This window comes from Mesorhizobium sp. NFR06 (assembly GCF_900115245.1).
Lineage (GTDB): Bacteria > Pseudomonadota > Alphaproteobacteria > Rhizobiales > Rhizobiaceae > Mesorhizobium.
Map to the genome: position 1 here is coordinate 26856 of NZ_FOVT01000013.1, position 24487 is coordinate 51342.

General features: G+C 61.6%; 18 protein-coding genes and 6 pseudogenes. 12 read left to right on the forward strand and 12 right to left on the reverse strand.

Annotation, left to right across the window (positions count from 1 at the left end; genetic code table 11):
• Window positions 1-65: 65 nt before the first annotated feature.
• Window positions 66-593: pseudogene (locus tag F3H96_RS21405) on the reverse strand (transposase); the annotation flags it as partial.
• 1007 nt (window positions 594-1600) lie between these two features.
• Here F3H96_RS21405 and F3H96_RS21410 point away from each other — a divergent pair.
• Window positions 1601-2047, forward strand: a pseudogene (locus tag F3H96_RS21410) (methyltransferase C-terminal domain-containing protein); the annotation flags it as partial.
• Between the two features lie 127 nt (window positions 2048-2174).
• On the opposite strand, the gene F3H96_RS21415 reads toward F3H96_RS21410, so the two are convergent.
• The 3 genes from F3H96_RS21415 to F3H96_RS21425 all read right to left on the reverse strand — a co-directional run bounded on the left by F3H96_RS21415 (window position 2175) and on the right by F3H96_RS21425 (window position 4516).
• Complete coding sequence (locus F3H96_RS21415) at window positions 2175-2918, reverse strand: response regulator transcription factor (RefSeq protein ID WP_244620096.1); 744 nt, start codon at window positions 2916-2918, stop codon at window positions 2175-2177.
• A gap of 296 nt (window positions 2919-3214) precedes the next feature.
• Window positions 3215-3919: a Crp/Fnr family transcriptional regulator gene (locus F3H96_RS21420; protein WP_149803714.1), complete on the reverse strand. Its 705-nt coding sequence runs from the start codon at window positions 3917-3919 to the stop codon at window positions 3215-3217.
• A 372-nt stretch (window positions 3920-4291) separates the two neighbouring features.
• The gene (locus F3H96_RS21425) at window positions 4292-4516 is read right to left on the reverse strand and encodes a hypothetical protein (RefSeq protein WP_149803715.1); all 225 of its coding nucleotides are present in this window, start codon (window positions 4514-4516) and stop codon (window positions 4292-4294) included.
• A gap of 599 nt (window positions 4517-5115) precedes the next feature.
• On the opposite strand from F3H96_RS21425, the gene F3H96_RS31205 reads away from it, so the two are divergent.
• The 5 genes and pseudogenes from F3H96_RS31205 (at window position 5116) to F3H96_RS21460 (ending at window position 9242) form a co-directional block, all read left to right on the forward strand.
• Entirely contained in the window at window positions 5116-5784 is a 669-nt protein-coding gene (locus F3H96_RS31205) for a hypothetical protein (protein ID WP_244620097.1), read from the forward strand.
• A gap of 77 nt (window positions 5785-5861) precedes the next feature.
• A pseudogene (locus tag F3H96_RS31210) lies at window positions 5862-5984 on the forward strand (SEL1-like repeat protein); the annotation flags it as partial.
• Window positions 5985-6608: 624 nt separating this feature from the next.
• Window positions 6609-7502, forward strand: coding sequence for an NAD(P)/FAD-dependent oxidoreductase (locus F3H96_RS21450; protein ID WP_149803830.1), 894 nt, complete (start codon window positions 6609-6611; stop codon window positions 7500-7502).
• A gap of 204 nt (window positions 7503-7706) precedes the next feature.
• A complete protein-coding gene (locus F3H96_RS21455) occupies window positions 7707-8276 on the forward strand; it encodes a TetR/AcrR family transcriptional regulator (RefSeq protein WP_149803716.1) in 570 nt (189 codons plus the stop codon).
• Between the two features lie 48 nt (window positions 8277-8324).
• On the forward strand, window positions 8325-9242 hold the full coding sequence (locus tag F3H96_RS21460) for an oxidoreductase (RefSeq protein WP_149803717.1): 918 nt from the start codon (window positions 8325-8327) through the stop codon (window positions 9240-9242).
• A gap of 784 nt (window positions 9243-10026) precedes the next feature.
• Here the strand turns inward: F3H96_RS21460 and F3H96_RS21465 are convergent.
• From F3H96_RS21465 to F3H96_RS21485, 6 genes are all read right to left on the reverse strand, one after another.
• On the reverse strand, window positions 10027-11232 hold the full coding sequence (locus tag F3H96_RS21465) for an acyl-CoA dehydrogenase family protein (protein ID WP_149803718.1): 1206 nt from the start codon (window positions 11230-11232) through the stop codon (window positions 10027-10029).
• A 5-nt stretch (window positions 11233-11237) separates the two neighbouring features.
• Complete coding sequence (locus tag F3H96_RS21470) at window positions 11238-12620, reverse strand: FAD-binding oxidoreductase (protein WP_149803719.1); 1383 nt, start codon at window positions 12618-12620, stop codon at window positions 11238-11240.
• Between the two features lie 64 nt (window positions 12621-12684).
• Window positions 12685-13512 (reverse strand): hypothetical protein, encoded by an 828-nt coding sequence (locus F3H96_RS30900; RefSeq protein ID WP_210248162.1) that lies wholly within the window; start codon window positions 13510-13512, stop codon window positions 12685-12687.
• A 26-nt stretch (window positions 13513-13538) separates the two neighbouring features.
• Window positions 13539-15914, reverse strand: coding sequence for an AAA family ATPase (locus F3H96_RS21475; RefSeq protein WP_210248163.1), 2376 nt, complete (start codon window positions 15912-15914; stop codon window positions 13539-13541).
• 806 nt (window positions 15915-16720) lie between these two features.
• Window positions 16721-17320 carry an NADPH-dependent F420 reductase gene (locus tag F3H96_RS21480; RefSeq protein ID WP_149803720.1) on the reverse strand — a complete coding sequence of 200 codons (600 nt, stop codon included), beginning with the start codon at window positions 17318-17320 and terminating at the stop codon, window positions 16721-16723.
• A 154-nt stretch (window positions 17321-17474) separates the two neighbouring features.
• Complete coding sequence (locus F3H96_RS21485) at window positions 17475-18209, reverse strand: SDR family oxidoreductase (protein ID WP_149803721.1); 735 nt, start codon at window positions 18207-18209, stop codon at window positions 17475-17477.
• A gap of 254 nt (window positions 18210-18463) precedes the next feature.
• On the opposite strand from F3H96_RS21485, the gene F3H96_RS21490 reads away from it, so the two are divergent.
• Together F3H96_RS21490 and F3H96_RS21495 are read left to right on the forward strand one after the other, a co-directional pair.
• Window positions 18464-19360 (forward strand): LysR family transcriptional regulator, encoded by an 897-nt coding sequence (locus tag F3H96_RS21490; protein WP_149803722.1) that lies wholly within the window; start codon window positions 18464-18466, stop codon window positions 19358-19360.
• A gap of 210 nt (window positions 19361-19570) precedes the next feature.
• A complete protein-coding gene (locus F3H96_RS21495) occupies window positions 19571-19882 on the forward strand; it encodes a hypothetical protein (protein ID WP_149803723.1) in 312 nt (103 codons plus the stop codon).
• A gap of 57 nt (window positions 19883-19939) precedes the next feature.
• Here F3H96_RS21495 and F3H96_RS21500 read toward each other — a convergent pair.
• Window positions 19940-20221 (reverse strand): annotated as a pseudogene (locus F3H96_RS21500) (ParB/Srx family N-terminal domain-containing protein); the annotation flags it as partial.
• Window positions 20222-20391: 170 nt separating this feature from the next.
• Window positions 20392-20938: pseudogene (locus tag F3H96_RS21505) on the reverse strand (alpha/beta fold hydrolase).
• 123 nt (window positions 20939-21061) lie between these two features.
• Between F3H96_RS21505 and F3H96_RS21510 the strand changes: the two are divergent.
• From F3H96_RS21510 to F3H96_RS21525, 4 genes and pseudogenes are all read left to right on the forward strand, one after another.
• Window positions 21062-21532: pseudogene (locus tag F3H96_RS21510) on the forward strand (Lrp/AsnC family transcriptional regulator).
• Complete coding sequence (locus F3H96_RS21515) at window positions 21529-21867, forward strand: hypothetical protein (RefSeq protein WP_149803724.1); 339 nt, start codon at window positions 21529-21531, stop codon at window positions 21865-21867. The pseudogene F3H96_RS21510 and the gene F3H96_RS21515 overlap by 4 nt, the downstream one beginning before the upstream one ends.
• A gap of 4 nt (window positions 21868-21871) precedes the next feature.
• Window positions 21872-22510, forward strand: a complete 639-nt coding sequence (locus F3H96_RS21520; protein WP_149803725.1) for an NAD(P)-binding domain-containing protein — start codon at window positions 21872-21874, stop codon at window positions 22508-22510.
• 355 nt (window positions 22511-22865) lie between these two features.
• On the forward strand, window positions 22866-24359 hold the full coding sequence (locus F3H96_RS21525) for a hypothetical protein (protein ID WP_149803726.1): 1494 nt from the start codon (window positions 22866-22868) through the stop codon (window positions 24357-24359).
• Window positions 24360-24487: the final 128 nt, after the last annotated feature.

Sequence of the window (24487 nt, forward strand, 5' to 3'; positions counted from 1 at the left end):
TCCGAGCCGGTTTAAAGGCAGCGTGCATCCACCAAAGGAGGTATGGCAATTGGACTGGGGTTTCCGACCGAGACGATGCGGCCGCCGCGGCGCACCTTGAGATAAGTCGCATCGATCCAAAGATATGGCCAGTCACCTTCGATCGGCCGTTCGAGGAAGGCCTTCACCTTGCCGTCGATTTCCTCGCACAGCCGCAACACCTGGCTCTTGGAGATGCCGCTCATGCCCATCGCCTTGACCAGGTCGTCGACCGAGCGGGTCGAGATACCTTGGACGTAGGCCTCCTGGATGACGGCCGTCAGCGCCTTCTCAGCCATGCGGCGCGGCTCCAGGAAGCTGGGGAAGTAGGAGCCCTTCCTGAGCTTGGGGATGCGCAGCTCGACCGTTCCGGCTCGCGTCTCCCAGTCCCTGTCGCGGTGACCATTGCGCTGGGCGGTCCGCAGCGCGCTCTTTTCGCCATAGCCGGCGCCCGCCGCGGCACCCACCTCCAACTCCATCAGCCGCTCGGCGGCAAAGCCGATCATCTCGCGCAGGAGATCGGCATCGGGAGTCTTCTCCACGAGCGCGCGCAGGTTCATCATGTCGTCGGTCATCGGTGCTTCCTTCGAATCAGGTTGGTGTCAGCAACCCGACCCTAACGGAAGAACATCGATGACCACCGCTGCGCCCCTCGCTCGCTACGGCGCGCGCTCACGAGCGGCTTCGCCACCGCCGAGCTACACCACCTCGCGGGACACGACCAAGAATCCTGGCTTATTGTGAACACCAAACTACTATTTGATATCTTTGTGCGAAGTTCGGCCGTAGGCCCTTCGAGCGCTTCCACGTCGACGGCGTAGTACGCGGCATGCGAAACCTGCAATCCACCAATCAGGCGATAATGGCAGAGCAGCGCCAGACCTGGGCGCCTTGTCTTGAGGCGCAGTCGTGGCTGGGCTCAAGCTTTGACGGACGACAAAACACACCATTAACGGTGCTCGGTAACGGTTGATTCAACCATTGCTAGTATACGGAAGGTGGCGGCTTCGACCGTGGCAGGGGTGTGCTATAAGTGCCGAAGCCGCCTGCGCGGGCGGGTGGTGCCGCGCTGTCTCAGAATAGGACAGCGCCGTCTACAATTAGTTAAGGCTAAATGACGAGGCGGTGATCAGCGCCAATCTTGTGTGTGCCAGCGGCGAGCGATGGTCAGATTTGAACGGTTGCCTGTGTGTCTCGGGCGGCCCAGCGAGCACGGGTGTGACTTGGATCGCCGCTGGGCCTAACCGGCATGTTGGCGGCACCGGCTGGAACAACAGGTTACTCCTTTTCCGGGAGTTGCTGATTCAGCAAAAAGGGGATGCTCCAGAAGCGTTAGCCACCCAGTCGACTGCGGCTGAACGACACAAGTGAGCAGTCGTCGTTGTGAGGCTGGGTTCCATTCCCTCGGAACGGTCCCAGTCGAAGAGCTGGGTGCCGGTGGGCACCTCATGCCGTGCAAGGTCGACGTGCTCCGAATTCAGGGAATTGGCTGCCGCAGCGAGATTGCTTTCGGATCACGGTCTCCTGGCCGAGCCAGGCAGCCGATAGCGCGACGCGCTGAAAGATCGCGACGCCCTTTAGGATGGCGACCTACGCCTCCTTCGGAGAAAAGGCCCAGCGCGCGAAGCGCGATCTCTTGGCGTTCCTGATCTCGGCCAAGAGCGAAGGCAAGAGGATTTGCGGCTATGGCGCGCCCGGCAAGGGCAACACGCTGCTCAACTATTGCGCCATCGGCACCGACTTCCTCGACTTTACGGTCGACCGAAATCCCTACAAGCACGGCCGCTTCACACCGGGAATGCACATCCCGATTAAGCCGATCGAGGCGATCGACCACGCGAAGCCGGACTACATCCTGATCCTTCCTTGGAACTTGAACGACGAAATCATCAAGCAGATGCACCACGTCGCCGCCTGGGGCGCGAAGTTCGTGCTGAGCGGACGGCATAAGAATTTTGATACGATCGAGGAAGCCGTAAGTTGGGTGGGTCAGCACACCTTTCCTGACCCAATCCGCTCTTCCGATTGATCGGCGGACCCGGCGGCGGGGCCGTCTAAGGTCTCAGCCTCGCTTGTGGGCGCGGAAGATTCCGCTCCAGCGAGAGGCTCGCATGATCTGATCTGCGCGGAAATCGCTGGAACGGAAATCCATTGGTTCACTTCTCGGCCGGAGTCCCTTCCGTGAAGAGATCGTTGACCTTGTAGGCGACTTCCGTGCGATTGGTCGCCTTCAGCTTCTTCATGATGTTCCGGATATGCACCTTCACGGTGCTCTCACGCAGGTTCAGTTCGTAGGCGATGATCTTGTTCGCCTTCCCGCGCCGGAGCGCCTGGGCGACCTCGGTTTGCCTCATCGTGAACAACCTCGACAGGGGTTGCGTGTCGCGGTTGTCCGAGCCGATCAGATGCCGCATGGAAAGAACGCTGCTTGCCGGCACAAAGATGCCGCCGGCCGCCGCAAGGTTGATCGCCTCGACGCATACATCGATGCCGACCGAGGTCGGAATGTAGCCCCGTGCGCCGCATTCGAGAGCTGCCAGTATCTGCGCAAGGTCTTCATTGTCGGCCAGGACAACCACGGGAATCGACTTGAACTCAGACGATATGCGCCTGATCTCGTCTGCCGTGGCGTGATCAGTGACCTTCCGGCCGCCGAGGTTGAAGAGAATGGCGACCAGCGGCGGTGCCGAACTCTTCTTCATGCGCCATTCTTCGATAGAGCCCATGGCCGCGACCGCCATGCCCAGTTCGTGGTCTACCAGGGCCGATGCTAGACATTCTCGGTCCAAGGCCCGTCCGTCCAGTATGAGAAGGCATTCCTTATCAGGAGCCGTTCCGTTGCTCGGAACTCTTGGCTGACTTGAAGACGCGTAATTAAGCAGTCCTGCTGAAGAACTCATATTACCCACCCCTTTTGCACACAAGCCGCGTTCCGGCGGCCGCCATCCCTCTTATTTCTGGAAAAATCCCGCGCCGTCTTAGGCTGGATCGTTCATTCCCAAAGCGGTCCTGCCTACCCCGACAAGGATCCGCTAACCCCAGTCTAAGGCTCAATTATTAGGGGTCGCTAACTTAGGTTAATTTTTGGTAAATTTGCAGAAGTGATAGCGGCCGGCAACGCTCAGCACTGGTTCGCGGAGACGCCCAGTATTTGTCGCATGAAGCCCGGAAGCGATCACGGTCCGGAACGACCAATCTAGCTGAGATATTCCTTTTCGAACCCCGCCAGTTTGATAAGGCTCTTGCGGTTGAGCATCTCCACATGGCCGGTCTTGAACGAGACGAGTTCGGCCCTGCGGAGCTCGCGCAATGTCCGGTTCACGTGAATGGGAGTCATGCCAAGAATGTCTGCCAGCTCATTCTGGGTTAGTGGACAATCATATCCCCCCTCGGCCGAAAGGCCGACTTTGGTGAGTCTTTCCTCCAGCTCTAGCAGGAAATGAGCGGTCCGTCTCATGGCATTGCGCCGCCCGACGTTCACAAGATGCTCGGCAACAATGGCGTTTGTCCGCGCCAGGGAGCGGGCGATCTTGCTGCCGAAACTTCCTTCCGACAAGATGAGATCAGTCAGCGCCTTCCTTGGTATTGGGTGGACAGCAGCGTCGGTTATAGCGGCTAGCGAGGCGAAGCGAGGTCCGGGCACGGAACGGAAGCCGACAATGTCGCCTTGAAGAGGCGTGTCGATGATCTGACGATCTCCGTCCGGCAGTCCGCGATAAAGCAAGGTCCAGCCCGACTTTATAATGAATATTGTGTCTTCTTCGTCATCCTGACGGCATAAAATCGAATGGGGTTTGTAGGGTCTTGCGGCAATCCCGAGGATATCGTTGTTGCCCCATTCGGTCTGTGATGGCGTCCCCCCAGGGGGACGCGGCGCTGGGTACTGCGACAGCGTTTGCATGGAGGCCGCCCAAGTTTCTCCAGATCCAACACAGCCTACAATAGTTAGCTGGCTTTTGAAAGCCAGATGTGAGCGGCTTCACAGAGAGTCCATTATGATTGAAATCAGATAGAAGGTTTGTCTTCAATGCTGCAACGAGTCGAAGTTCCGTTTCAGGCCCTCAAGAAATTTGAACGCCGACGTCCTCCCCGAAGATCGCGTGGGCTGTTCAGGCTAGGCGGTATTTATCTCCGCACTTTCGCGTGCAAGCGGTTCTCGGCCGTTTGTTGAAGGTTGCTACCGGATTTGTCCGCAAGGCCTGAGAATGCGAGACACACAGGCATGGGTTCATTTCATCCGCTGCCTTTGCGCGCGCATGATGACGTTCGGCCTTCAGGCGTTCCCCCGGGGGGCGGCCCTGCTCAGCCACTGAGGATCGACTTCCGTATCTTCGGGGTCGTTTTCGGCTTCGAACGCATCGATCAGCGTTTTTGCGGCTCTGCTCGCGATGTGTGACTCCGAGTACTTGGCTTGAACGGCTCGGGCCCGGTCGTAAACTTCCTTGAGCTGTCTTATCTCCTTGTGCCCCAGCGTTCCACGCGTAGCATGCTTGGTCATATCGCTCCTCCTTGAGCTGGAACGCCAACCAATCCGCCGCCTGGGCCAGAATTACGAATGCGCGATTGTAACCGCCCTCGATTAGTTCAGCCACGCACAGGTGGGGACCTATCTCGGGGATCGCCGCACCTGCGCAAGCGATGAGGCAGATCACTTGGGCCGCAGCCTTCCTTGACGGGCAAAACCAACGGGTTCGGTTTTTCGGTCAGTTGCTCCCGGCTTTTGCAAGCACATTCAGCACTGGCATCCAGACGGGCCGACCCGAGTCAGGAATCGAGCTTACATCGAACTGAGGCCGTCAGTACATCCGTCCTCATTAAGCTCTATTGGGTACCGCGGGGGCGATCCTCCACAAAGTCCTTCGGAAGGGGCTTGCCGTCATCCTACCGCTGCCGGAGGCTCGGCTACTTCCTTTGGATCGCTTGTCCGGAACGCCCGTCTGCCGAAGTATACAATCTGAGACATCACCTCTGGCTGAGAGAACCGCCTCTGGAGGCTTTGCGGCGTCGAGTTAACGACTTGTGCGAGAAAGGCCGCGCCATGCAGTTCTCAATCCCGGGGTTGGCAGTAGGCGCCGCTGTCTTGATTGGCGCTCATTTTTGCCGCGGCCTGTTGATATCGGCCTGCTGGCATCGCTGGCCTTTGGCTCGACGTCCTTCATGACCCTTACATCGCTCGGCGGATCCACTCCTCTCATCTACACCTTTTTCGCAGGGCTGCTTGTGACAGCTGTGACTGCCGAGTGCCGCTTCTGGGTCGAGCTAGGCAGCACGTTCGGAAGCATCCGCTTGATTTGGATCCTCGCCGCCCTCATCGTGTACGCCGTTATTGGGTCATGGCTACTCCCTAGATTCTTCGCGGGACAGACCGTCGTTTTCGTGCAGGCGAAGACGCGGGGTGCAGTCGTCGAAGCCTCTCTTCAGCCGGTCTCCGCAAACATATCGCAGACCGGCTATCTCGTTCTTGGCGGGCTGACTGCGATAGCGCTTGGCGTACTCCTTCTGCACTCCGACAGGATCGATCAGCTACGTCGCGGATTCTTCCGGCCGTGCTGCCGGCGGATGCCGAGCTGTTCTATCGAACCCAGATCCATCGATAACGTCGCCCTGCATGGCGTGCCCGCCGGCTTCGCTGTAAGCCCAGGCATGCCGGTCACTGCGGATGTAAAGGTAGGTCGCCGGACGCTCCTCAAATACATCCTCGGTGCGATGCTGCCGATAGGTCGAAGCAATGCGAGAGCCGTAAGATGGCGATCCTGGATCGGCTGACAGGGTTGCACCCTGCGGCGCTCCGCCGAGCGGTTCGGCTTGCGGAAAGTGGAAAGCCCGCAGAGGCCTTCCCCCTTATGGCGATCGCCGCTCGTGCAGGCATCCCCGAAGCCGAATACCGCGTCGCCCGTTCTTACCTTGAAGGTTCCGGCGTGCCGCCAAGCCGGTCGGAGGGCGCGCGATGGCTGCGTCGGGCCGCCGATCACGGAAGCGCAGATGCTCAGGCCCTTCTCGCCGCGCTTTTCGTGGCCGGTCTGGCCGTGAACGAAGACGACGCGCAAGGTAAGAGCTCGCAGCGGCTGTTCGAAAAGGACTCCTCGCAGGCGCCCGACTTTGCGATGGCTCTCCACTTCGCTGGAAAAGCGGCCGAAGCTGGGTCGGCGGCCGGGCAGGCCGTTCTCGGCTACATCCCGAGCAAAGATGACCCAGATGCCGCGCACGGCTGGTACGAGAAATCCGCGGCGGCGGGCTGCCCGGAAGGATGCCTGGGCCTTGCCCTCTCGCTCGCCGGGCGCAAGCAGCCCGAGGATCGGGGAAGGATCGCCGCCGAGGTCCGACGCGCTGCGGATGCGGGTCTGCCGACGGCAATCTATCTTCTGGCGGCTCTTACCGAACATGGAACGGGAAATTGCTGTCAAATATTGATCAACGTCATGCAAATTCCGACATTAATGCCGTCGTCCGGTCGGTCAGCACAGGCATGGGCGACTGTCTCAGCGATGCGGGAGCCCTGCTCGCTGCCCATCTTGAGCTCGTATCGCTGGACGATATTTCGCGCCACGCCCAACCCAAACCCCTTCATCCGCAACACGGAGCCCATCACCATGGATGACGTCATCATCATCGGCGGCAGCTTTGCCGGCCTCGCCGCCGCCCTGCAGCTCGGCCGTGCCCGCCGCAAGGTCACCGTTCTCGATACCGGCCTGCCGCGCAATCGCTTCGCCGGCCACTCGCATGGTCTGCTCGGCCACGATCACAAGCCACCGCTGGACATCCTGGCCGAGGCGCGGCAGCAACTGGCGCGTTATCCCACGATCAGGCTGCTCAATGCCCGGGCCGACAGCATCTCCGGCACCATCGACGATTTCTCCGTCCTCACCGGCGATGGCGAAAGCCTTGGGGCGCGCCGCCTGATCCTGAGTTATGGCGTTGCCGACCAGATGCCTGATGTTCCGGGCTTTGCCGAAAGCTGGGGCACATCCATCGTGCCCTGCCCCTATTGCGATGGCTTTGAAGTCGCCGACCAGCATTGGGGCCTCGTCTGGTCGGGCCCGCCGTCGCACAATTATGTCAGGCTGTACCACGACTGGACCGAAACGTTGACGGTCTTCGCCGATGGTCACGACATTCCACGCGACATCCGGGCCGATCTGGCGCGCCGCAACATACCTGTCGTCGATGGCCGGATCGCCGAAATCGCCCATCACCGGGGTCAAATCACCACCGTTAATCTCGAGAGCGGCCGCAATGCCGCGGTCGATATCCTGTTCGCGCATCCGCGCAACAAGCCGTCCGCAAGCCTGCATGAATCACTGCGCCTCGCCACGGTCAATACGCCCCTCGGCATCGCCCTCAAGGTAGACGAGCGTCGCGAAACCGGCACGCCCGGCATCTATGCTGCCGGCGATCTTGCAAACCCAGCCATGGCCTCGGTCACCACGGCAATATCGCAGGGCGCGACGGCGGGTATCTCCGCGCAGCAGTCGATGCTGGTTTGAGAGCACAGATTCCCTTCTCCGGTTGCCGCGGGCTATCATATTCTGAAGGTTGCGGGCCGGTGCCACGGAACGCGGGCCCCCTCTCCCCTGACGTTCCTGATTGGGCGTCGTGGCGAAAGATGCGGGGCTTCAGCATCCCTTGACCAAACTCATGCCATCCCATATAATTGAGTATCTACTCGCTCAATATTGTTGGACGGAAATATGGCGCGTCCCCTCAGTGAAGAAAAGCGACAAGCGCTGCTGGATGCAGCGGCCGAGTTCGTCGCGCGCCTTGGCACAGGCGCGTCCACGGCCAAGATCGCGAAGGCTGCTGGCGTTTCCGAGGGGACGCTGTTCACCTACTTTCCAACCAAGGACGATCTGCTCAACCAGCTCTTTCTCGAGATCGAGGCCGACCTTACAGAGACGATGCTGGCGCCATATCCCGCGGACGCCTCCGCCAAAGACCGGCTATTCGCGGTTTGGAACCGTCTGATCGACTGGGGACTGGCTCACGCCACGGCGCGCAGGGCCCTTCGCCAGTTGAAGGTATCGGATCGCGTGACAGCGGAAAGCCGGAACCGGTGCCACGCCATGCAGCGGGATGCGCGCACGATGGTGGAGGAGTGTCTCGCCGGCCATGCGGCGGCTGACAGGATCGCCTTCTACATCGATACCATTCTCTTCGACCTGGCCGACATCAGCATCAACGCGGTCACAGCCAAACCTCGGGAAAGTGACGCCATCCGGCAGGCCGGGTTCGACCTGTTCTGGAAGGGATCCGCCGCCTGAGTTTTAACCCATAAATGAGCATGTAATTACTCATAAAAAGGACCGAAAATGTCGAATAGCAAGGGTTTCACCGAAGCCGACGTCCCCCAGCAGACGGGGAAAAGCTTCATCGTCACGGGCGCCAACGCCGGCGTCGGGTTCGAAATCGCGCGGGCGCTTGCCGCCAGCGGCGCGCGCATCCTGCTTGGCTGCCGTGAGCAGACCAGGGCGCAGGACGCCATCGCGCGGATCCAGCGGATCACGCCGAATGCCGATCTCGTCTGGTTGCCGCTCGACCTCGGTGACCTGGACAGCGTTCGCACCGCGGTCGGGATCGCCGCGAAGGAGCCACGGATCGATGCGCTCATCAACAATGCCGGGGTCATGAACCCGCCGCTGACGCGCACGAAGCAGGGGTTCGAATCGCAGTTCGGCGTCAATCATCTCGGCGTGTTCGCGCTCACCTCGCTGCTCCTGCCTAAGCTGGCGCAGACGCCGGGATCGCGGGTGGTCGTGACCTCGAGCGTCGCGCATCTGAAGGCCAAGATCGACTGGGACGATCTCAACGCCGACAAGAGCTACATCAAGACCGATCGCTACGGCGCCAGCAAGATGGCGAACGCGCTGTTCTTCCTCGAACTGGATCGTCGCCTGCGCGCGGCGAAGTCGCCCGTCACGGCAATCGGCGTTCACCCTGGCATCGCCAGCACAAGCCTTGGCCGTCATATGGGATTTGTCCAGATCGCAGGCCCAATCGTCGGCCTGTTGCTCAACAGCGCCGACAAGGGCGCGTGGCCGGCACTTCTGGCCGCGACCGGCCAGGTGAAGCCCGGAGGCTATTACGGTCCCACCGGCTTTGGCGGAATCCGCGGTGCAGCCGGCGAAGCAAGGCGGGCGCCGCATGCCGAAGATCCCGCGCTCGCGAAGCGGCTCTGGGAGGTCTCCATCGCCATGACCGGCATCGATCCGGGCTTGCCCGCCGCCTGACTATCACTCACCAGATCAAGGCTGCGAAGCCGTGGCTGCCGGCGAAAAGCGGAATAGGGAGGCGACAACGGTGCGTCACGCCCTCGTGTAGGCTATTGTCATCTAAACTGAGAAATTTCGAGCGAAATCCGCCGCTTATGATTCGTCCGAACAATCGGGTGGGAGTGAGGGGGAGACGGAGCGCGGAGCGCAGACTGTCTTTCTCGTAGGGCGGCTCATACCAGGAAATGCGTTGCGGCTCTCTCAAAAGGCGCGTGGCAACTCACGTGTGTCGCAGGATGGCGTCGAGGGCGTTGTCGGGCCTGCTGTTGAAGCAAAGGGCTGCGGACCGACCATATCGGTGGATCACGTTCATGACTCTTTCGAAGAGGAGCGTGTGTTCTGGCAGTCCCGAAGGCCGGCCGCAATCAGGATGACGTCGAATTCCTGCCGAGAGAGCAGGTCGACGAGAGATTTTTCGTCCGCGTCGGGCCGATGAGCCACGACTCCACTGTATGCCCAAGCGCTAAAAGCTTGTCAGCGGTCGCTTGACCCGTGGCGCTTACGCCTTCCGGGGTCAGGCCACGTTCGGGCCCAAATGTGATCTTGTGCGGGTCAAAGCCGACAATGAGGATCCTCTTCGACATAGGTTGCACTCCTTAAGGTAGCAAGACATATGCATGGCGGTGAATTCCCGCCAGAGAAGGCGGCTTCGGTCTTGGATGAGCCCAAACGGTGGTTCAATCCAGCGCCGGCGCCAGAAGCAAACGGCGCTCACGGAATCATCCACTTTCTGTGGACTCACCTAGAAGGCAACCACGGGGAAGTCCGCGGGAACCCCGAGATATACCTGCCCGAAGGTCCCATAACGAGGCTCCGAGGCGAAGACATGATGTCTCATCGTCTGAACATCCCGGAAGCAACGTTCCAGCGGATTGGTGGCTCGAAACGCCGTCGTTCCCGCGATGCTGCAGGCCAGTTCCACCGCCTTGACGGCGCTGCTCATCGCGTGGGTCATCGCAAGCAGGATGTCTGCCTTCCGCTCCAGCGAGTGGGTCTCGCCGTCGATGCATCGACGCCACGCTTCGGTCAGGGTGTCAAGAAGCAACAAGCGCCCTGAGCGCAGGATCGCTTCCGCTCGGCCCAGTTGGATTTGGACCGACGCGCGTTCCCTTAGCAGACCGCTCGATGCCACCGGAGTCTTGGTCCGGGCCAGTTCGGTCACCTCGTCGAGAGCTCGTCGCGCCACCCCCAGCATCGGCGTCGGGATACCGGACGCCGCCGCGCCCACGACCGGGAGTCGATACAGCGGGCCCCGATAGTGCGATCCCGGCTCGAAGTCTGGCACCATCGGGAACGTCCTGGACTTGGGCACGTATACGTCGGTCACCAGGATGTCGTCACTGCCCGTGCCGCGCATGCCCATGACGTTCCACGTATCGATGATTTCGCACTCCTGGCTGGGGAAGTAGACCATGCGCATCTCGGGCTCACCGCCGGCGGATTCGTCATCCACGAGGACCGTCGACGAGATCCAGTCGGCGTCATGACAGTTGCTGACGAATGGCGCTCGACCAGAGATGCGGTAGCCGCCGTTGGTCGACGTCGCCCTCAGTGGACGGCCGAACTGGGCAGCGATGAGGATGTCGGCTCCACGGCTGTAGATCTCCTCGGCTCCCTCGTCGGGGAGACGGCAACAAAAGAAGGCCCAGTCCAGAGGGTTCTCCAGGGTCCACGCCGCGGCGGAGTCGTGGCGACCGACTTCCTCCCCAACGAGGGCGCGGGTGATGGGGTCGGTCTCCAACCCCCCGAGTGAACGGGGAGTTGTCATTCGCAGGAGGCCCGTCTCGCGCAGTGCATCCAAGACCGGCTGGGACAGGCGTCGTTCGCGCTCCGCTTCCCCGCTGTGCTTCCGGATGATCGGAGCGATCTCCCGCGCCGCATCGATCAGCGACGTGTCGGGCTCCCAATGCGTTTGCCCTGTTCCGTGCGTCAAGGTAAGTCCGGTCATCACTCTCACCTCCCGTTCGCCGGCGCGATGTTCTGGTTGATATGGAAGAAGTTGTCCGGGTCATAGGCCGCCTTCACGGATGCGAGCCGCTCGTAGTTGGCGCCATAGTTTGCGGGCGCACGGTGATCGTCGTCGCTGGACATGAAGTTGACGTAGCCCCCATCGCTGCCCGAGTGGGGATGAATAGCTGCGTAGTAGTCCTTCACCCACTCGATGTTGGCCTTGTCGTCGGCAGGGTCCGACCATATTCCGACGACGACCGCGGCGAAGTTCTTGTCTCGATGTCCGAAGGCGGTCTCGTCGGCGCCCACCCGTTGAGCCGCACCGTTGATCGGATGCAGATGCATGCTCGAGCTGATGTGCGGTGTCTTCTTGCCATGCTCGACGTGAGCAGCGATCGCCTCGTCGGTGAGCTCGGTGATGAAGTCTGCCTTCCAGTAATGCTGCATGCCCTTTGGGACGAGACCGTCGAAGGCGCTCTGCAGGGCCGGGAACGGCATAACGCCGACCTGCTCCGCTTTCACTTCGGCAACATCGCGAAGTGGCTGGAGTACTCTCTCGGCTTCCTTGTGGGGACCGTTCCAGCAAGTGACCAGCACACAGAACAGATCCCCGACTCGGTTCTTGGGGATAAACGGCAGGTCAGGAGCTATCTGCCAGCCGAAAAAGCATCCGAGCTGTTCCGGTGCTTGCACAATAAATTCGCGGTAGCACTGCAGGACTGCCGCTGCATCGTCTACCTCGTAGAATATCGGGCCGCCGACGATGTCGCCGACCTCGTGCAGTTGAAACTCGAAGCTGGTGACCACACCGAAGTTGCCGCCCCCGCCGCGCAACGCCCAGAATAAGTCTTCTTTCTGGTAATCGCTCGCGGTGACCTGCCGGCCATCGGCGAGAACGACATCGGCCGACAGCAGGTTGTCGATGGAGAGCCCGACCCCGCGCGTCAAGTAGCCGATGCCGCCGCCCAGCGTCAGGCCACCAACCCCAGTCGTCGAGATGATCCCGCCGGGCGCCGCCAAGCCGAACGGGTAGGTCGCATGGTCCACATCGCCCCATGTCGCGCCGCCCTCAACTCGCGCGATCTTCTTGATCGGGTCGACCCGAACGTTTTTCATGTTCGACAGGTCGATGACCAGACCGTCTTCGATCGTGCCGAATCCGGGAACGCTGTGGCCCCCACCACGAATTGCCACGTCGAGGTCGGCGTCGCGGCCAGCAGCGACCGCCGCCATCACGTCGGCCGAATCCATGCACTGGATGACGGCGCGGGGCTTGCGGTCGTGCATGGCATTGTAGACAGCGCGAGCCTCGTCGTAGTTAGAATCGGAGCGGGTGATGACGCGACCCCGCACCGTTTTGGTCAACGCCTCGATTTTGTTGCTCATTGGGCGCTCCGCTGCTCGATCTCGCACGAGGAAGCGCCTTTGGGCGTTCCGAAAGCGTTCCTTCTCAGCCAGACCCGCTCAGAAGGCCGATTGCTGCCCGGAACGCGGGGAGATCATGGCCCGACGGGATAGTCTCGATGAGGTCCCCAAGTTGCTCACGCAGTGTCTGATCGGGAAATCGACTGGCGAAGGAGTGGAGCGTCCGAAGTTCCAGCCACCGTGCACCTTGAGCGGTGGCGGTCTCGACGGCACTGCGCAGAGAAGCGGCGGCTTCCGTTTCCCCGCTGCGATAAGCCAGCTCACCGTTGACTCGCCACAGCTCGGCCTCGAGATAGCGCTGGTTGCACCTGTGTGACCATGAGAGCCCCTCGCGTGTGGCAGCTCGTCCCTCGCGGAACTCGCCGATCATGCCGCGAGCCCGGGCGAGGAGAAGGAGTGTGTAAGTCAGGTGGAGGGTCTCCCCTTCCTTCCGCGAGCGCGCCACCGACCGCACGATTTTCTCGATGCTCCCGGTCGATCCCTCGCAGACGTCCAGCCAACCCCGAAGGGCCTCCAGGACGACCATGAGGTAGCGCTCCGGAAGACGCTTCCGATGACGGTCGGCGTCGGCGAGGAGCTCGGCGAGGCGTGTGAAATCTTCGGATTCGGCCGCGATGATCGCCGCGTAAGTGATGACGTACCACATCGTCATCAGATGATCGAGACCGCCGGCCAACTCAAGAGCGGATCGGGCCGTCTCGTCGGCCCGACCGGGATCTCCGGCCCATAATTCGACCCAGGCCAGCCGTACGAGGCAAACCGCCTTCGGGTCTTGGGCGTACAAGGCCAGATGCTCATCGCGACGGGACACGTCATAGGCTTCGATAGCGCCATTGAGATAGTGGCGGGCCATGGCCAGATCGCCCCGCCAGAACGCGCTCACGCCGAGGAGGTATAGGCCTTCTGTCCTGGCGATCGCATCATGACTCTCATCGTCAAGGAGGGCCTGGCCGAGTTCACTGCAATCGTCGAAGCGGCAGCCCTGCAGCCGGGCGAGGCCGAGGCCGCGGAGAATCGGCGGGTCCACGGGTCTGTGAAGCTTGCAGCAAAGCGAAAGGGCCCGCTCGTAGAGTTGGTGCGCACTGTTGGAGCCATATCCCTCGAGAGCAACAAGGGGTGATCCGAGCGCGATCCGGATGTCGAGTCGAGTGCATCGCGGTCGGGTGACGGTGGCAGTTCGACGAGCAGTGCGAGCGCTCGCCGAAACATACTGACCGCTTCGTCGAGGGCCGACACTGCCACTGCTCTGGCCCCCGCGAGGCGGTAGGCATCGATGGCCGGTCCGACCATTCCGGCCTGATCGTAGTGTGCGGCCAGCTGCGGGCTGGCCGCGTCGCGGTCCTTATGGCGCTCGACCGCGATCGCCTCGGCAACGGCGCGGTGGAGTTGACGTCGACGAGCCGGACTGACCATCTCCAGCGCAACCGCCCGAAGCTTGTCGTGACTGAAGTCGTACGTGAGCCCCTGATCACGGATGATCCGACGACGCCAAAGTTCGTCGATATAATCAACGAGCTCACGTTCATCGGTCCCGGTGGTGGCGACCAGCAAATCGACCGAGAAGGGCCGACCAATGACAGCCGCCACCTCGGCGAGTCTTCGAGCGCCGTCAGTGAGTTGGCCCAGTCGAGCATGCAACACCGCCCGCATCGTGGGTGTGAGCACTGCCTGACTTCCGTCAGAGGAGACACCGGCTCGGATTGCTTCGATGACAAAGAGCGGGTTGCCTTCGGTCTCGCTCCAGAGTCGTGCCGCCAATGCCGGATCAATCGCGTCTTCAGCGCGCAGCCGAGCAGCTAGCGTCGCAGCGGTGGCTTCGTCGAGCCGGTCGAGTGACACTGTGGTCACGGCCTGATCGCGGCCCAAGGCGTCGACCAGTCCAACGAGGGGATGATGCGGTGGGATCTCCTCCCAGCGGACAGTACCGACGATGAGGACCGGTGCCGTTTGTCCGGAACGGACAACGAAACCGATCAACTCAATGGTCTCGGCGTCACACCACTGGAGATCGTCGATGATCAGCAAACGCGGACGGTCGCCTGCCACGATGGCTCGGCTCACGGCATCGAATAACCGATGGCGCTGAGTCACGTCGCCCGACTGTTTCGGTCCAGTAGGCTGGGAAACGTCGCGGAGTTCGGGCAGGAGACGAGCGAGCTCGACCCTCCAGACCGTGTCGAGCGTGTCGATGTGGTTACGGATGGCATCCGATCGGAGCAGGTCGATCACCGGACCCCACGGCAGTCTACCCGCGGCCTCGTACGCACGAGCCGATGCCACCACGTGCCCGTCCGCTCGAACACGACGGCCGAGTTCCAGTGCGAGGCGGGACTTCCCGATCCCCGGTTCCCCGGTCACCAAGAAGAGATGTGCTGCACCCTTCTGCGCGGCCTTCCATGCCTTGTTGAGCTGGTTCAGCTCGAGGTCGCGGCCCACGAAAGGCGATTCGGCGATGGGCGCCAAATCCTCGCCCTGCATCTCGTCGCGGTTGAGTGCGCCAGCCCGGAGCCGCTGGTACATGGCTCTGATCGCCTTGCCCGGTGCCACCGCGAGCTCGCGCTGAAGCACCTCCGCGCACCGGTGATAGGCGCGCAGCGCCGCGGCTCTATCCTCAAGCGCGAGATGTGCCTCCATCTGAAGTCGAACGGCCGTTTCGTCGGTCGGCTCCAGTTCGATGATGCGTTGGGCATACCTGATCGTGGCTTTATGGTCGCCGCGCCCCGCAGCCTCTTCAGTCAGCCGCACAACGGCGTCATACGCCTCAGCGCGAAGTTTGGCTCGCTCGTCCAGGACCCAGTCGTCGTAACAAGCTGGAAGGAGATCGCCCGAATAGAGGCGCGCGGCGAGGTCGAGATCACCTGCCGCCATGGCGTCGCGGACCCTCAGCACGTCGACCTCGCTCGGCCCGGTCGGAAGCCACCGTACAGTCTCGTTATCGATCTCGACGAACTCACCGATGTCGGGAAGGGAGTGACGGAAGTCGTGGAGCAACTTTCTGAGGTTGGTGCGCGCTTGACGTTCGTCGGAGTCGGGCCAAAGCTCGAACGCGAGTCGTGAGCGGTGCTGCGGGTCTCTCCGTAACGCGATCAACGCCAGAAACCGTTGCAATCGAAGAGAGTTGAAGGCGCGAAGACGCCGGCCGTCCAGGGTGATCTCGACTGCACCAAGTAGTCGGATCTGCAGCCGCGTCGGCACCAACTCGCGACCAACGCCGCTCATATCGCTTGGCATATGGCTACTCTGGTTGCGCTTCATCTCCAAGAGTCCGCTCTCTGCTCACGCCGGCAACAGCAAGCCGATCCGCAAGCAGACGAGTGTCGAACCTCGATCGAGCTCCAACAAGTCGTCCTGTTCATCTGAGCGCGTGCACTGGCGAAGTAAAGGGCGTTTGGGACCCGCTGCAGCTGGTTGGAGACCCGAAGAACCCGGCTCCTTGGGTCGCGTCCAACATCCCGCGCGTCGATCCAACGGCGGGTTCTGAAAAAGGGGAGCCAGTGGCGGGCAGAGCGCTCGCGAGACGACTGCCACTGCACATCGAAATCGACGACAAGGTCTCGTAGATAGGAGCAGGCAGCCTCCCTGGGCATAAGCAACCTGTCGGGAAATACCGCTGACGGTGCTTTTTGCTGTCGAGCTGATCGCGAGCTGCAAGCGCGGACGCGAGGAGGTGAGCTGGCGTCGTCGATAGAAACCTCGGCGCGCCCGAAGTGCGCTAATTTCACTTCGAAAGCAACGGCGGAAAATTCTGAAGGGTCGGCAGCCGGATTTTGGCCGTCCACAGAAACTGTTACGCTTACAAATCAATCCGTTACCACAGATCAAAATGATAGAGTGGGAGTGACGGGGGAGTGCCACGGAGCAGTATCGGATAGCAGAGGACACTCGGGCGAATCCTAGGCCATCGATAGCAGTCGATAGATGCTAAGCGACCCGTAGATCCGCCGCCCCGTCGGGCGTCACACCGCTTGAGGGGGCGCCTTCATGTCGATGTCATTGATCGCATGGATGGCCGACGTTTCGGGATCGCACTGCTCTGGCCAAGTCACACGGTCGTCGATCGATTACTGCTCCTTCTTGAACAAATCCTGGAAGATGAGCTGGCCCCAAGTGCGGCCGCGTGCGTGCACCAGCGCGCCACCCTCGCTGAGCTTACCCAGCTTGACGGGTGCGAACCCGAGTTGTTTGGCCAAGGTCGCCACGGGAGCGGTCGCGTCCTCGTCGTCGCTCGACAGAAAGACCACCCGGTGGCCACCCTCGACGACCGGATCGGCAGCCAGGGTGGCCGCAACCAGGTGATTGAATCCTTTGACGAGCTTGGCGCCGGTGAACGACTTTGCAACGAAGGCGGAGGACGGGAGACCGTCCAGCTCTTCAGGAACTGGAAACAGGTTCATCGCGTCGATGACCGTCTTGCCTTCCCAGCTCGGCAGGGCTTTCGCAACCTCGCGATGCTCCCCGAATGGGACCGCCAAAATGATCGTGTCGGCCTCGACTGCATCCCGCAGCGACTTGGCGACGACCGTCGGTCCGATCGCCCGAGCCTGAGGCGCCAACGCCTCGGGCGGACGGCGGCTCGCGACGGTCACGTCGATGTTTTTACGGGCGAAGGCGTGGGCGAGGGCCTGGCCTATCTTCCCGAATCCTATGATCGCATAGCTCATGATGCTTCTCCAATCCGTGTTGATATTAATTAACGGCCTTTAACGGCGCGGGTTATCGCTTGCGCTGTGCGGCGACGTGCCCGTGGACGTCCTGTTGTGAACGACCTCCGCGCGGCCGGGCTTGACCGTTCAGCGCGGAAGGCGTGGCGCGATGTCAGACGGCCGAGAAGCCGCCGTCGACAGACAACTCCAGCCCATTCACGAAGCTCGAATCGTCTGAAGCAAGAAACAGCGCCGCCGCTGCAATTTCCTCAGGACGCCCCATCGTTCCCCGCGGGATTAGGGATTCGAACATCCGCTTTCCCTCCTCGGTGAGAACTTGGTCCTGCATCGGTGTGGCGATCGGCCCCGGGTGCAGCACGTTCACCCGGATATTCCTGCCCTTGAGTTCGTTGAGCCACCCGCGTGCAAATGCGTGCAGCGCCGCCTTGCTAGCCGCATACACGGTGTAGCCAGGAAAACCTTTCACCGAAGCAACTGATCCGGTCATGAAGATCGATCCGCCATCGTTGAACAGCGGCAACGCTTTTTGCACCGTGAACAGCGTGCCGCGCGTATTCAGGTTGAAGGTCGCATCGAAATGCTGCTCGGTAATCTCGCCCAGCGGGACGGCTTCGCCTGTGCCGGCGCTCGCGTACAGGACGTCGATCTTGCCCTTTTCCCGCTTGACCGTGTCGAACAGGCGGTCGAGGTCGTCGAGATTGGCCGCGTCGCCGCGCACGCCGGTCACGTTCCGGCCGATCAGCTTGACGGCCTCGTCTAGTGCCTCCTGTCTCCGGCCCGTGATGAAAACATAGGCGCCTTCTTCAACGAACCGCTTGGCGCTCGCCAGCGCCATGCCGCTCGATCCGCCCGTGATGACTGCAACCTTACCCTCGAGCTTTCCCATAACTTCTCCTTCGTGGTGTCGGGACAGCATCTGCCTCCGAGAACCTCGAAATGGGACCGCCGGCGTCAGTTGTTGAGTGCGGAAGCGCGCACATCGGTGGTGCGAAATCGATCCGGCTGGATGACTGGCGCCGGCCGCGACGATCGGTGTCCGCCGTTCGCAATCGGGCCTAGGCCATGATCAAAGCCCGTATTGCTGTTCGATGTGTTAGGTACGGGCTTTGGAAGGCGCACCGCGCGGTGCCGGATTGCACAATGATCGACTGGGATGACGTTCGCTACTTTCTTGCCGTCGCGCGCGGAGGCTCGGTGCGGGCCGCCGCCGTGCGCCTCGGGGTGAATCACTCGACCGTGCTGCGACGCATCGCTCAACTCGAGGAACGCCTCGGGGCGCAGATGTTCGAAAAGCTGCCTTCGGGCTACCGCCTGACGGCTGCGGGCGAGGAGGTCCTCGAGCTCGCGAACCAGATGGAAGCGTCGTCGCACCAGCTGGAGACGCGCGTCTTCGGGCGCGACCAGGGCGTGCGCGGGCTTCTGCGGGTGACGCTGGCACCGCCCCTCGCGACACACCTGCTCATGCCGGACTTCGCCGATTTCGCGCGTCTGCATCCGGACATCGAGATGGAAATCTTGTCGTCCGGCGAGCTGGCAAATCTGACCAACCGGGAGGCCGACGTGGCGATCCGCGTCGTCTACGACCGCAAAACCCTGCCGCTCAATCTTCACGGCTTGAAGGGACCGGAGCTGTTCGGCGGCGTCTACATGGCTCGCGATCGACTGGCAGCGTGGCGCGCGGGCGCGCCTGATCCCGTCCGGTGGATCGTCATAAGCATCCATGGAATTCCGGAATGGGCCAGCGAGGGTGAGGTTCGCACCACGGGGGTTCCGTTCAGGATCACGGACGGCGAGGCGCAGATCGTTGCCGTACGGCAAGGACTCGGGATGACGACACTGCCGTGCTTCGTCGGAGATGCCGACCCCCTACTGGTGAGGGTGCCGGGCACCGACCTGCACATGTACGGAACGGTTTGGCTTCTCACACAGGGCGAGACACGCAAGACGAAGCGTGTGCGGCTCTTCATCGAGTTCGTATCCCGCAGGCTCGCCGCGTACGCGCCGCTTCTCGCGGGACTGTCCGTATCGCCCGACTGACGTTCATCATCGTACGACGAAAAGATTGCGATGCTAAATCAGCGAGTTACCATGGCCTCTGAACAATCGAGCGGGAGTGAGGAGGTAACGTGGAGTTGAATCGGATAGCGCGGCGTACGTATGCATAGATTGCCTCAGCAAACAGCAGTCGACAGGCGTCCACGCTATTGGATGCGCTCCCCGTAAGACCAGGAGCTTGGGAGTTCTGACATGCCCGTCGTCCGTATTTCGAAAGGAAGGTTCGATATCGCGAATGCCAGCGATGCCGAACGCCTGCTGTTGGAGAGCGAGCGCGCTCTGCGTTCCGCGCTGACAGCTCTGCCGGGGTTGCTGCACTATTACGTGGGGATCGACCGCGTTCACGGTGCGCTAACAAATGTCAGCGTCTGGGCATCCCTTGAAGACGCGCACCGGATGGACACGCTGCCGCAAATGCTGGCACAGCGGCCCATCTTGGAGGCGGCCGGGATCTCGTTCGAGCCCATCACCAACCACGAGACGCTGTGGACAATCACGCCGTGACGCGGCGCGGGCCTTCTTGCAACTGGGCTTTGAGCCGACATTGCCCGGGGCGGGTGTTGCGGTCTTGGCGAGACGCTTCTGTTTGACGAGAAGCTGGAGCGCCCGGTAGCGCCGGCCGCCGGCTGGGACCTCGAACATGCCTGTCTCCACGCCTTCGGCGTCGAGAACCGGTCGGACGTTGAGGCCTTGCAGGAGCGTGCGCCGGGCTATGTCCTCGGCCAGCTCCTCGATCGAGACGCCGGCCTTCACGCGCCGGATGTTCGACTGAGAGAGAACAAGCTTGTTGAAGAGGATGTCGCACGACGACGACAGGGTGATCTTCTGAACGGCACTAGCCATCGGGACGGTTCTCCGCGACGGCGCGAAAGGCTCTCTCTCGCTTTCAACCCGTCGCGAAGACCGGCGCAGCCCTCTTCCTGTCTTTCGGCTGACGAATCGCAATTCTGGACGGACTTGCAGCAGGGGCGTGGACCATGACCGCTTCGGCCAGCGATTGTGCACCAGGTTGGTTATCGACCATCTCCGAGACCAGCACAGAAGGCGCCGAGCAGTTGCCGACCTTGGGGCCAATCGCTGACGCCGCTTGAACCGTTGATGTGGCCGAGCGCGCCGACCTCGACCAGGCCTGCGCGCCACGCCTCCGCCGTCGAACGTGAATACGCGCTCGTGCCGTAGGGGTCGTTGGTGCTGGCGACGATCAGCGCGGGAAACGGAAGCGGCGCCATAGGGACGTCGCGAAACGATGCCGCCTCTGCCGGGAATTCGGGTCCGTCGGGGTCAGGGAGCGCAACGAGAAAGGCTCCCGCCACCGACGTCTTCGACCGCTGAGCCCAGTGTGCGACCAGGAGACAGCTGAGGCTGTGGGCGACAAGCACAGGACTTGTCTTTGTCGCCAAGCAGAGCGTTGTCGACGGCGCCGATCCAATTCGAAAGGTCGGGCATGTCCCAACTGGTCGGCTCGAACCGCTTGAAGCGCTTGTCGGCGCGTTCCCAGTGGCTCTGCCAGTGAGCGTCGCCGGAGCCGCCGATGCCCGGCAGCGTGATGAAAGCCTGCATTCTTGACCCTTGAGTTCATTGTCACTCTTGGCATTATGTCGGGGCAGCACTCTCTGGTGTATGGGTATTCATCGGAATTCCAGCTGGTCTTCCGATTGTTTCAAGGCAACTCAGGTCGCGAAGTTGAATCGCATCGGCACAATCGACCGTAAGGATTTGCAGATCATCGAGGCGCTGCAGCGCAACGCACGAGCGCCGCTTGCTGAGCTAGGGCGGTAGATCGGCCTCTCTCAGCCGTCGATGTCGGAGCGCGTGAGGCGTCTGGAGGAAAGCGGCGTCATCGAGGGCTACGGCGCGCGCATCAACTATCGTGCTCTCGGCCTCGGCATGATGGCGATCATTCGCCTTCGCACGACGCACGAGAATATTAAGACCTGTCTGAAGCGCTTTGCCGAAATTGCCAACATCGTCGAGGTGCACCGTGTCACCGGAGAGGATTGTTTCGTCCTCAAAGTGCTGGTGCCGAGCCCTGAGGAACTGGAAACGATCGTCGATCGGATTGCCGGCTATGGCGCGGTCACAACGTCGCTCGTGCTGCGCAGCGAACCACCGAGGCCAATCGGCGCGGCGCTCATCGGGCACAAAGACGATTGAGAGCCGGCTCGGGGCTGGAGGTTTTCGGCGATGATGCGTCGTCGGACGCGGGGCGCGGTTTCATCACCTTCAATCTCCACTGGAAACACGACCGCGAATTCATGGGTCTTGCGCCGACATTTCGCGAAGGAAGCTCGGTCGAAACGTTGTTGCTGACGATCAGGGCGAATAAGATCGTGCGCATCGACGTGGCCGACACCTCGCTCGATTTGGCGATCTGTCTTTGGGATCGGGGCTGGCCGCATCCTCATAACTGGATGCCTCCGGCCTTCGTCGCGGGAATGAACCGCAGGCGTGCCTGGCTCCTGCAAACCTCGGGCGGAAAGGAGACTTAAAACCATGCGTATTGCAGTAATTGGCGCCGGCGCGGTGGGACGTGCGCTCGGGTCGGCCTGGAGCAAGGCGGATCACGACGTTGTCTATGGCGTGCGCACAACTGGGACGCAGAATATGGCGTCTTTCATTGCGCGGAGCGGAGGGCGTGAAGAATTGGGAGCTGAGGCGGTGCGGGGCGCGGACGTCGTCGTTCTAGCGTTGCCGTGGGCGCAGGCAGAAGCTGCCGTTCAAGGGCTTGGCGACATTGACGGGAAGGTCGTCATCGACTGCATGAATCCGCTCACGATGCGAGAAGGGGTGCTCGAGCTTGCCTGTGGCTATGACACATCGGGCGCGGAGCGTCTGGCCGCCTGGATTCCGGGCGCGCGTGTCGTCAAGACGCTCAATCAGGCTGGTGCGGAGGTGATGGGCGACACGTCGCTTCTCAAGCCGCGCCCGGTGATGTTTCTCGCCGGCGACGACTTGGCCGCGAAGAACATTGCGTCGGAGCTGGTCCGCGGACTTGGTTTCGAGGCGCTGGATGCCGGCCCACTGCGCATGGCGCGGTTGCTCGAGCCATACGCCATGGTCTGGATCAACCAGGCCATCATCCGCGGTGAGGGGCGCGACTGGTCGTTCGCGATAGCTCGCCGCAAGCAATAGATTTTTCACAAAACAGTTGGTGCGCGGGCGGCTCTTCGTCTTTCCGCGCGATTTCAGCGGCATGACAACCTACGTCATGGACGCTTCCCCAATGCATGTCGCTCAGAAGTGTGCAGCGGCTCTGGGACGACGACATGTATCAAAACAAAGACTTGAAACCCGTCGCCTGAATCCGTTTCAGCGCGACGCGCTCTAAAATGCCGATCAATATTGCGCTCTGGCGCACTCGGGCCGTTGCGGGCAGTCTACCCATCCGGACGTTTTTTTGAAGCAACACGTGACCTGCGACACAGACCGTACGCGACGCATGCGCCACGCCTTGGAGTATCGCGCAATCAGGATTGGGAGCGGCAAAATGGGTTTCAGAGACGAAGCCTGGAAATGCTGCTTAAGCAATTGTCGTTTGACGTTTGGAGAACGCACGGCTCGCCTGTTGCTCGCGCTGTTCAAGATTGCCGATGCCGTTGCCGACGAGGCACGCCGACTTGACCGCTCCGTGGACAATGGTCTCTGCGACGATTGCGGATTTGCCTCTCGAATTACTATTCCCGGCCGGGCGGCAGCCGCGCTTTGTCGATCGGCCAGCATGGTTGTAGCTGGCGGAAATGGTTCCAGCCGCAATGCGGCTGGAACGCCAAGTTTCCTGCTCGCTTCTGTCTGGCTGTCTTGCGTATTTCTGGTTCTTGCATGGGTGTCATTCTTCGCCGGCTCTGCCTTCGCGGCCGCCGGTCCGTCTTTCGATTGCGCGAAGGCCTCGATCGAGGCCGAAAAGGCGATTTGCGCGAGCGATGAACTGAGCAAGATGGATCGCCAGATCGCTGTCCTGGTAGCGCAGATGGGTGAACTCGTCGCGCCGGAAAAGCGACCATTCATGCAAGAGGTCGAACAAGAAGAGAAGAAGAGCTGGTCTCTTGGTTGCGCGCATGCAGACGACAAGCCCTCTTGCTTTCGCAAATCGATGCAGGGGCACATCGCGCAATTGCAGGCTGACCTGCGCGACGACGACATCTTGACGATGGCGGCAAGCACTATGGTTCCGATAACGCCGGCGAAGTCGGCCGCTGTCTTTCGGCGCTATCCTGGCAGCGCGTTGGCCAATTCCTGGCTCGTTTACCTCGCCACGCATGTCCCGGAAGCTGGCGTCTCGCCCAGCGAGGGCGACGCGGCGAAGGCGCGAGCCATTGCCATTTTTCAGGAACAAACCCCGAGCATCCTGAGCATGCTTGACCTTCCGAAAAGAAAGGCCGCGGACGTACCGTTTTTCCTGCTCCGCATTGCGCTCGACCAGACTCAAGCCGACCCGATTTTCTCCTGCCCCCACGGGTTCATGTTCGAACGCGACGAAGGGAGAGCGCTGGTCGCGTTCGGCGGCCTCTTTGGCTCCAGCATGGACGGTCATGACCCGGTTTGTGAGGACGGTCCGACGTTTATGGACCTGCCAGCTTGGCAGTCCCTCAGCGACATGCTCGTCGCGGCTCTACCGGACGAGACGGAAGCTGGCAGCATTCGCTTCGCGATCACCGCCGACTGGGCAGCTGACGACATTCGAGCCGTCAACTTTCCTCGCCAATTCGACACCCCCGGGCACAGGAAAGACAAGCAGCGGGCCATCGGACTCATCCGCAAGCAGGTTCCGCGCGTCTGGGACAGATCCGACTTGAAGAAACTATTGGCGGCGGTCGAGCAAGGGCAGGGCGCCGCGAAAAAATGGTTGATGCAAAATCGCGGTCTCTCGGCCTTCGAAGCCTCCCGCTGCGCCGAAGGCATCATGGGCAGCTATCTCGCTGCCCGGCTGGAATACATCGCCGCGCGCGGTCAGGTTGAGCCCAGGATAGACATGCCGGAATAGACGCGGAGAGGGCACCTCGAAGCATGGACAAAGCCGGTCCACGGCAGTCGCGCCGACGGCGCAAATGGTACCGACAGCGGGGGGCGGACTCGTGACTGGCGACGTGACCGCAGCAACATTCGGTAGTC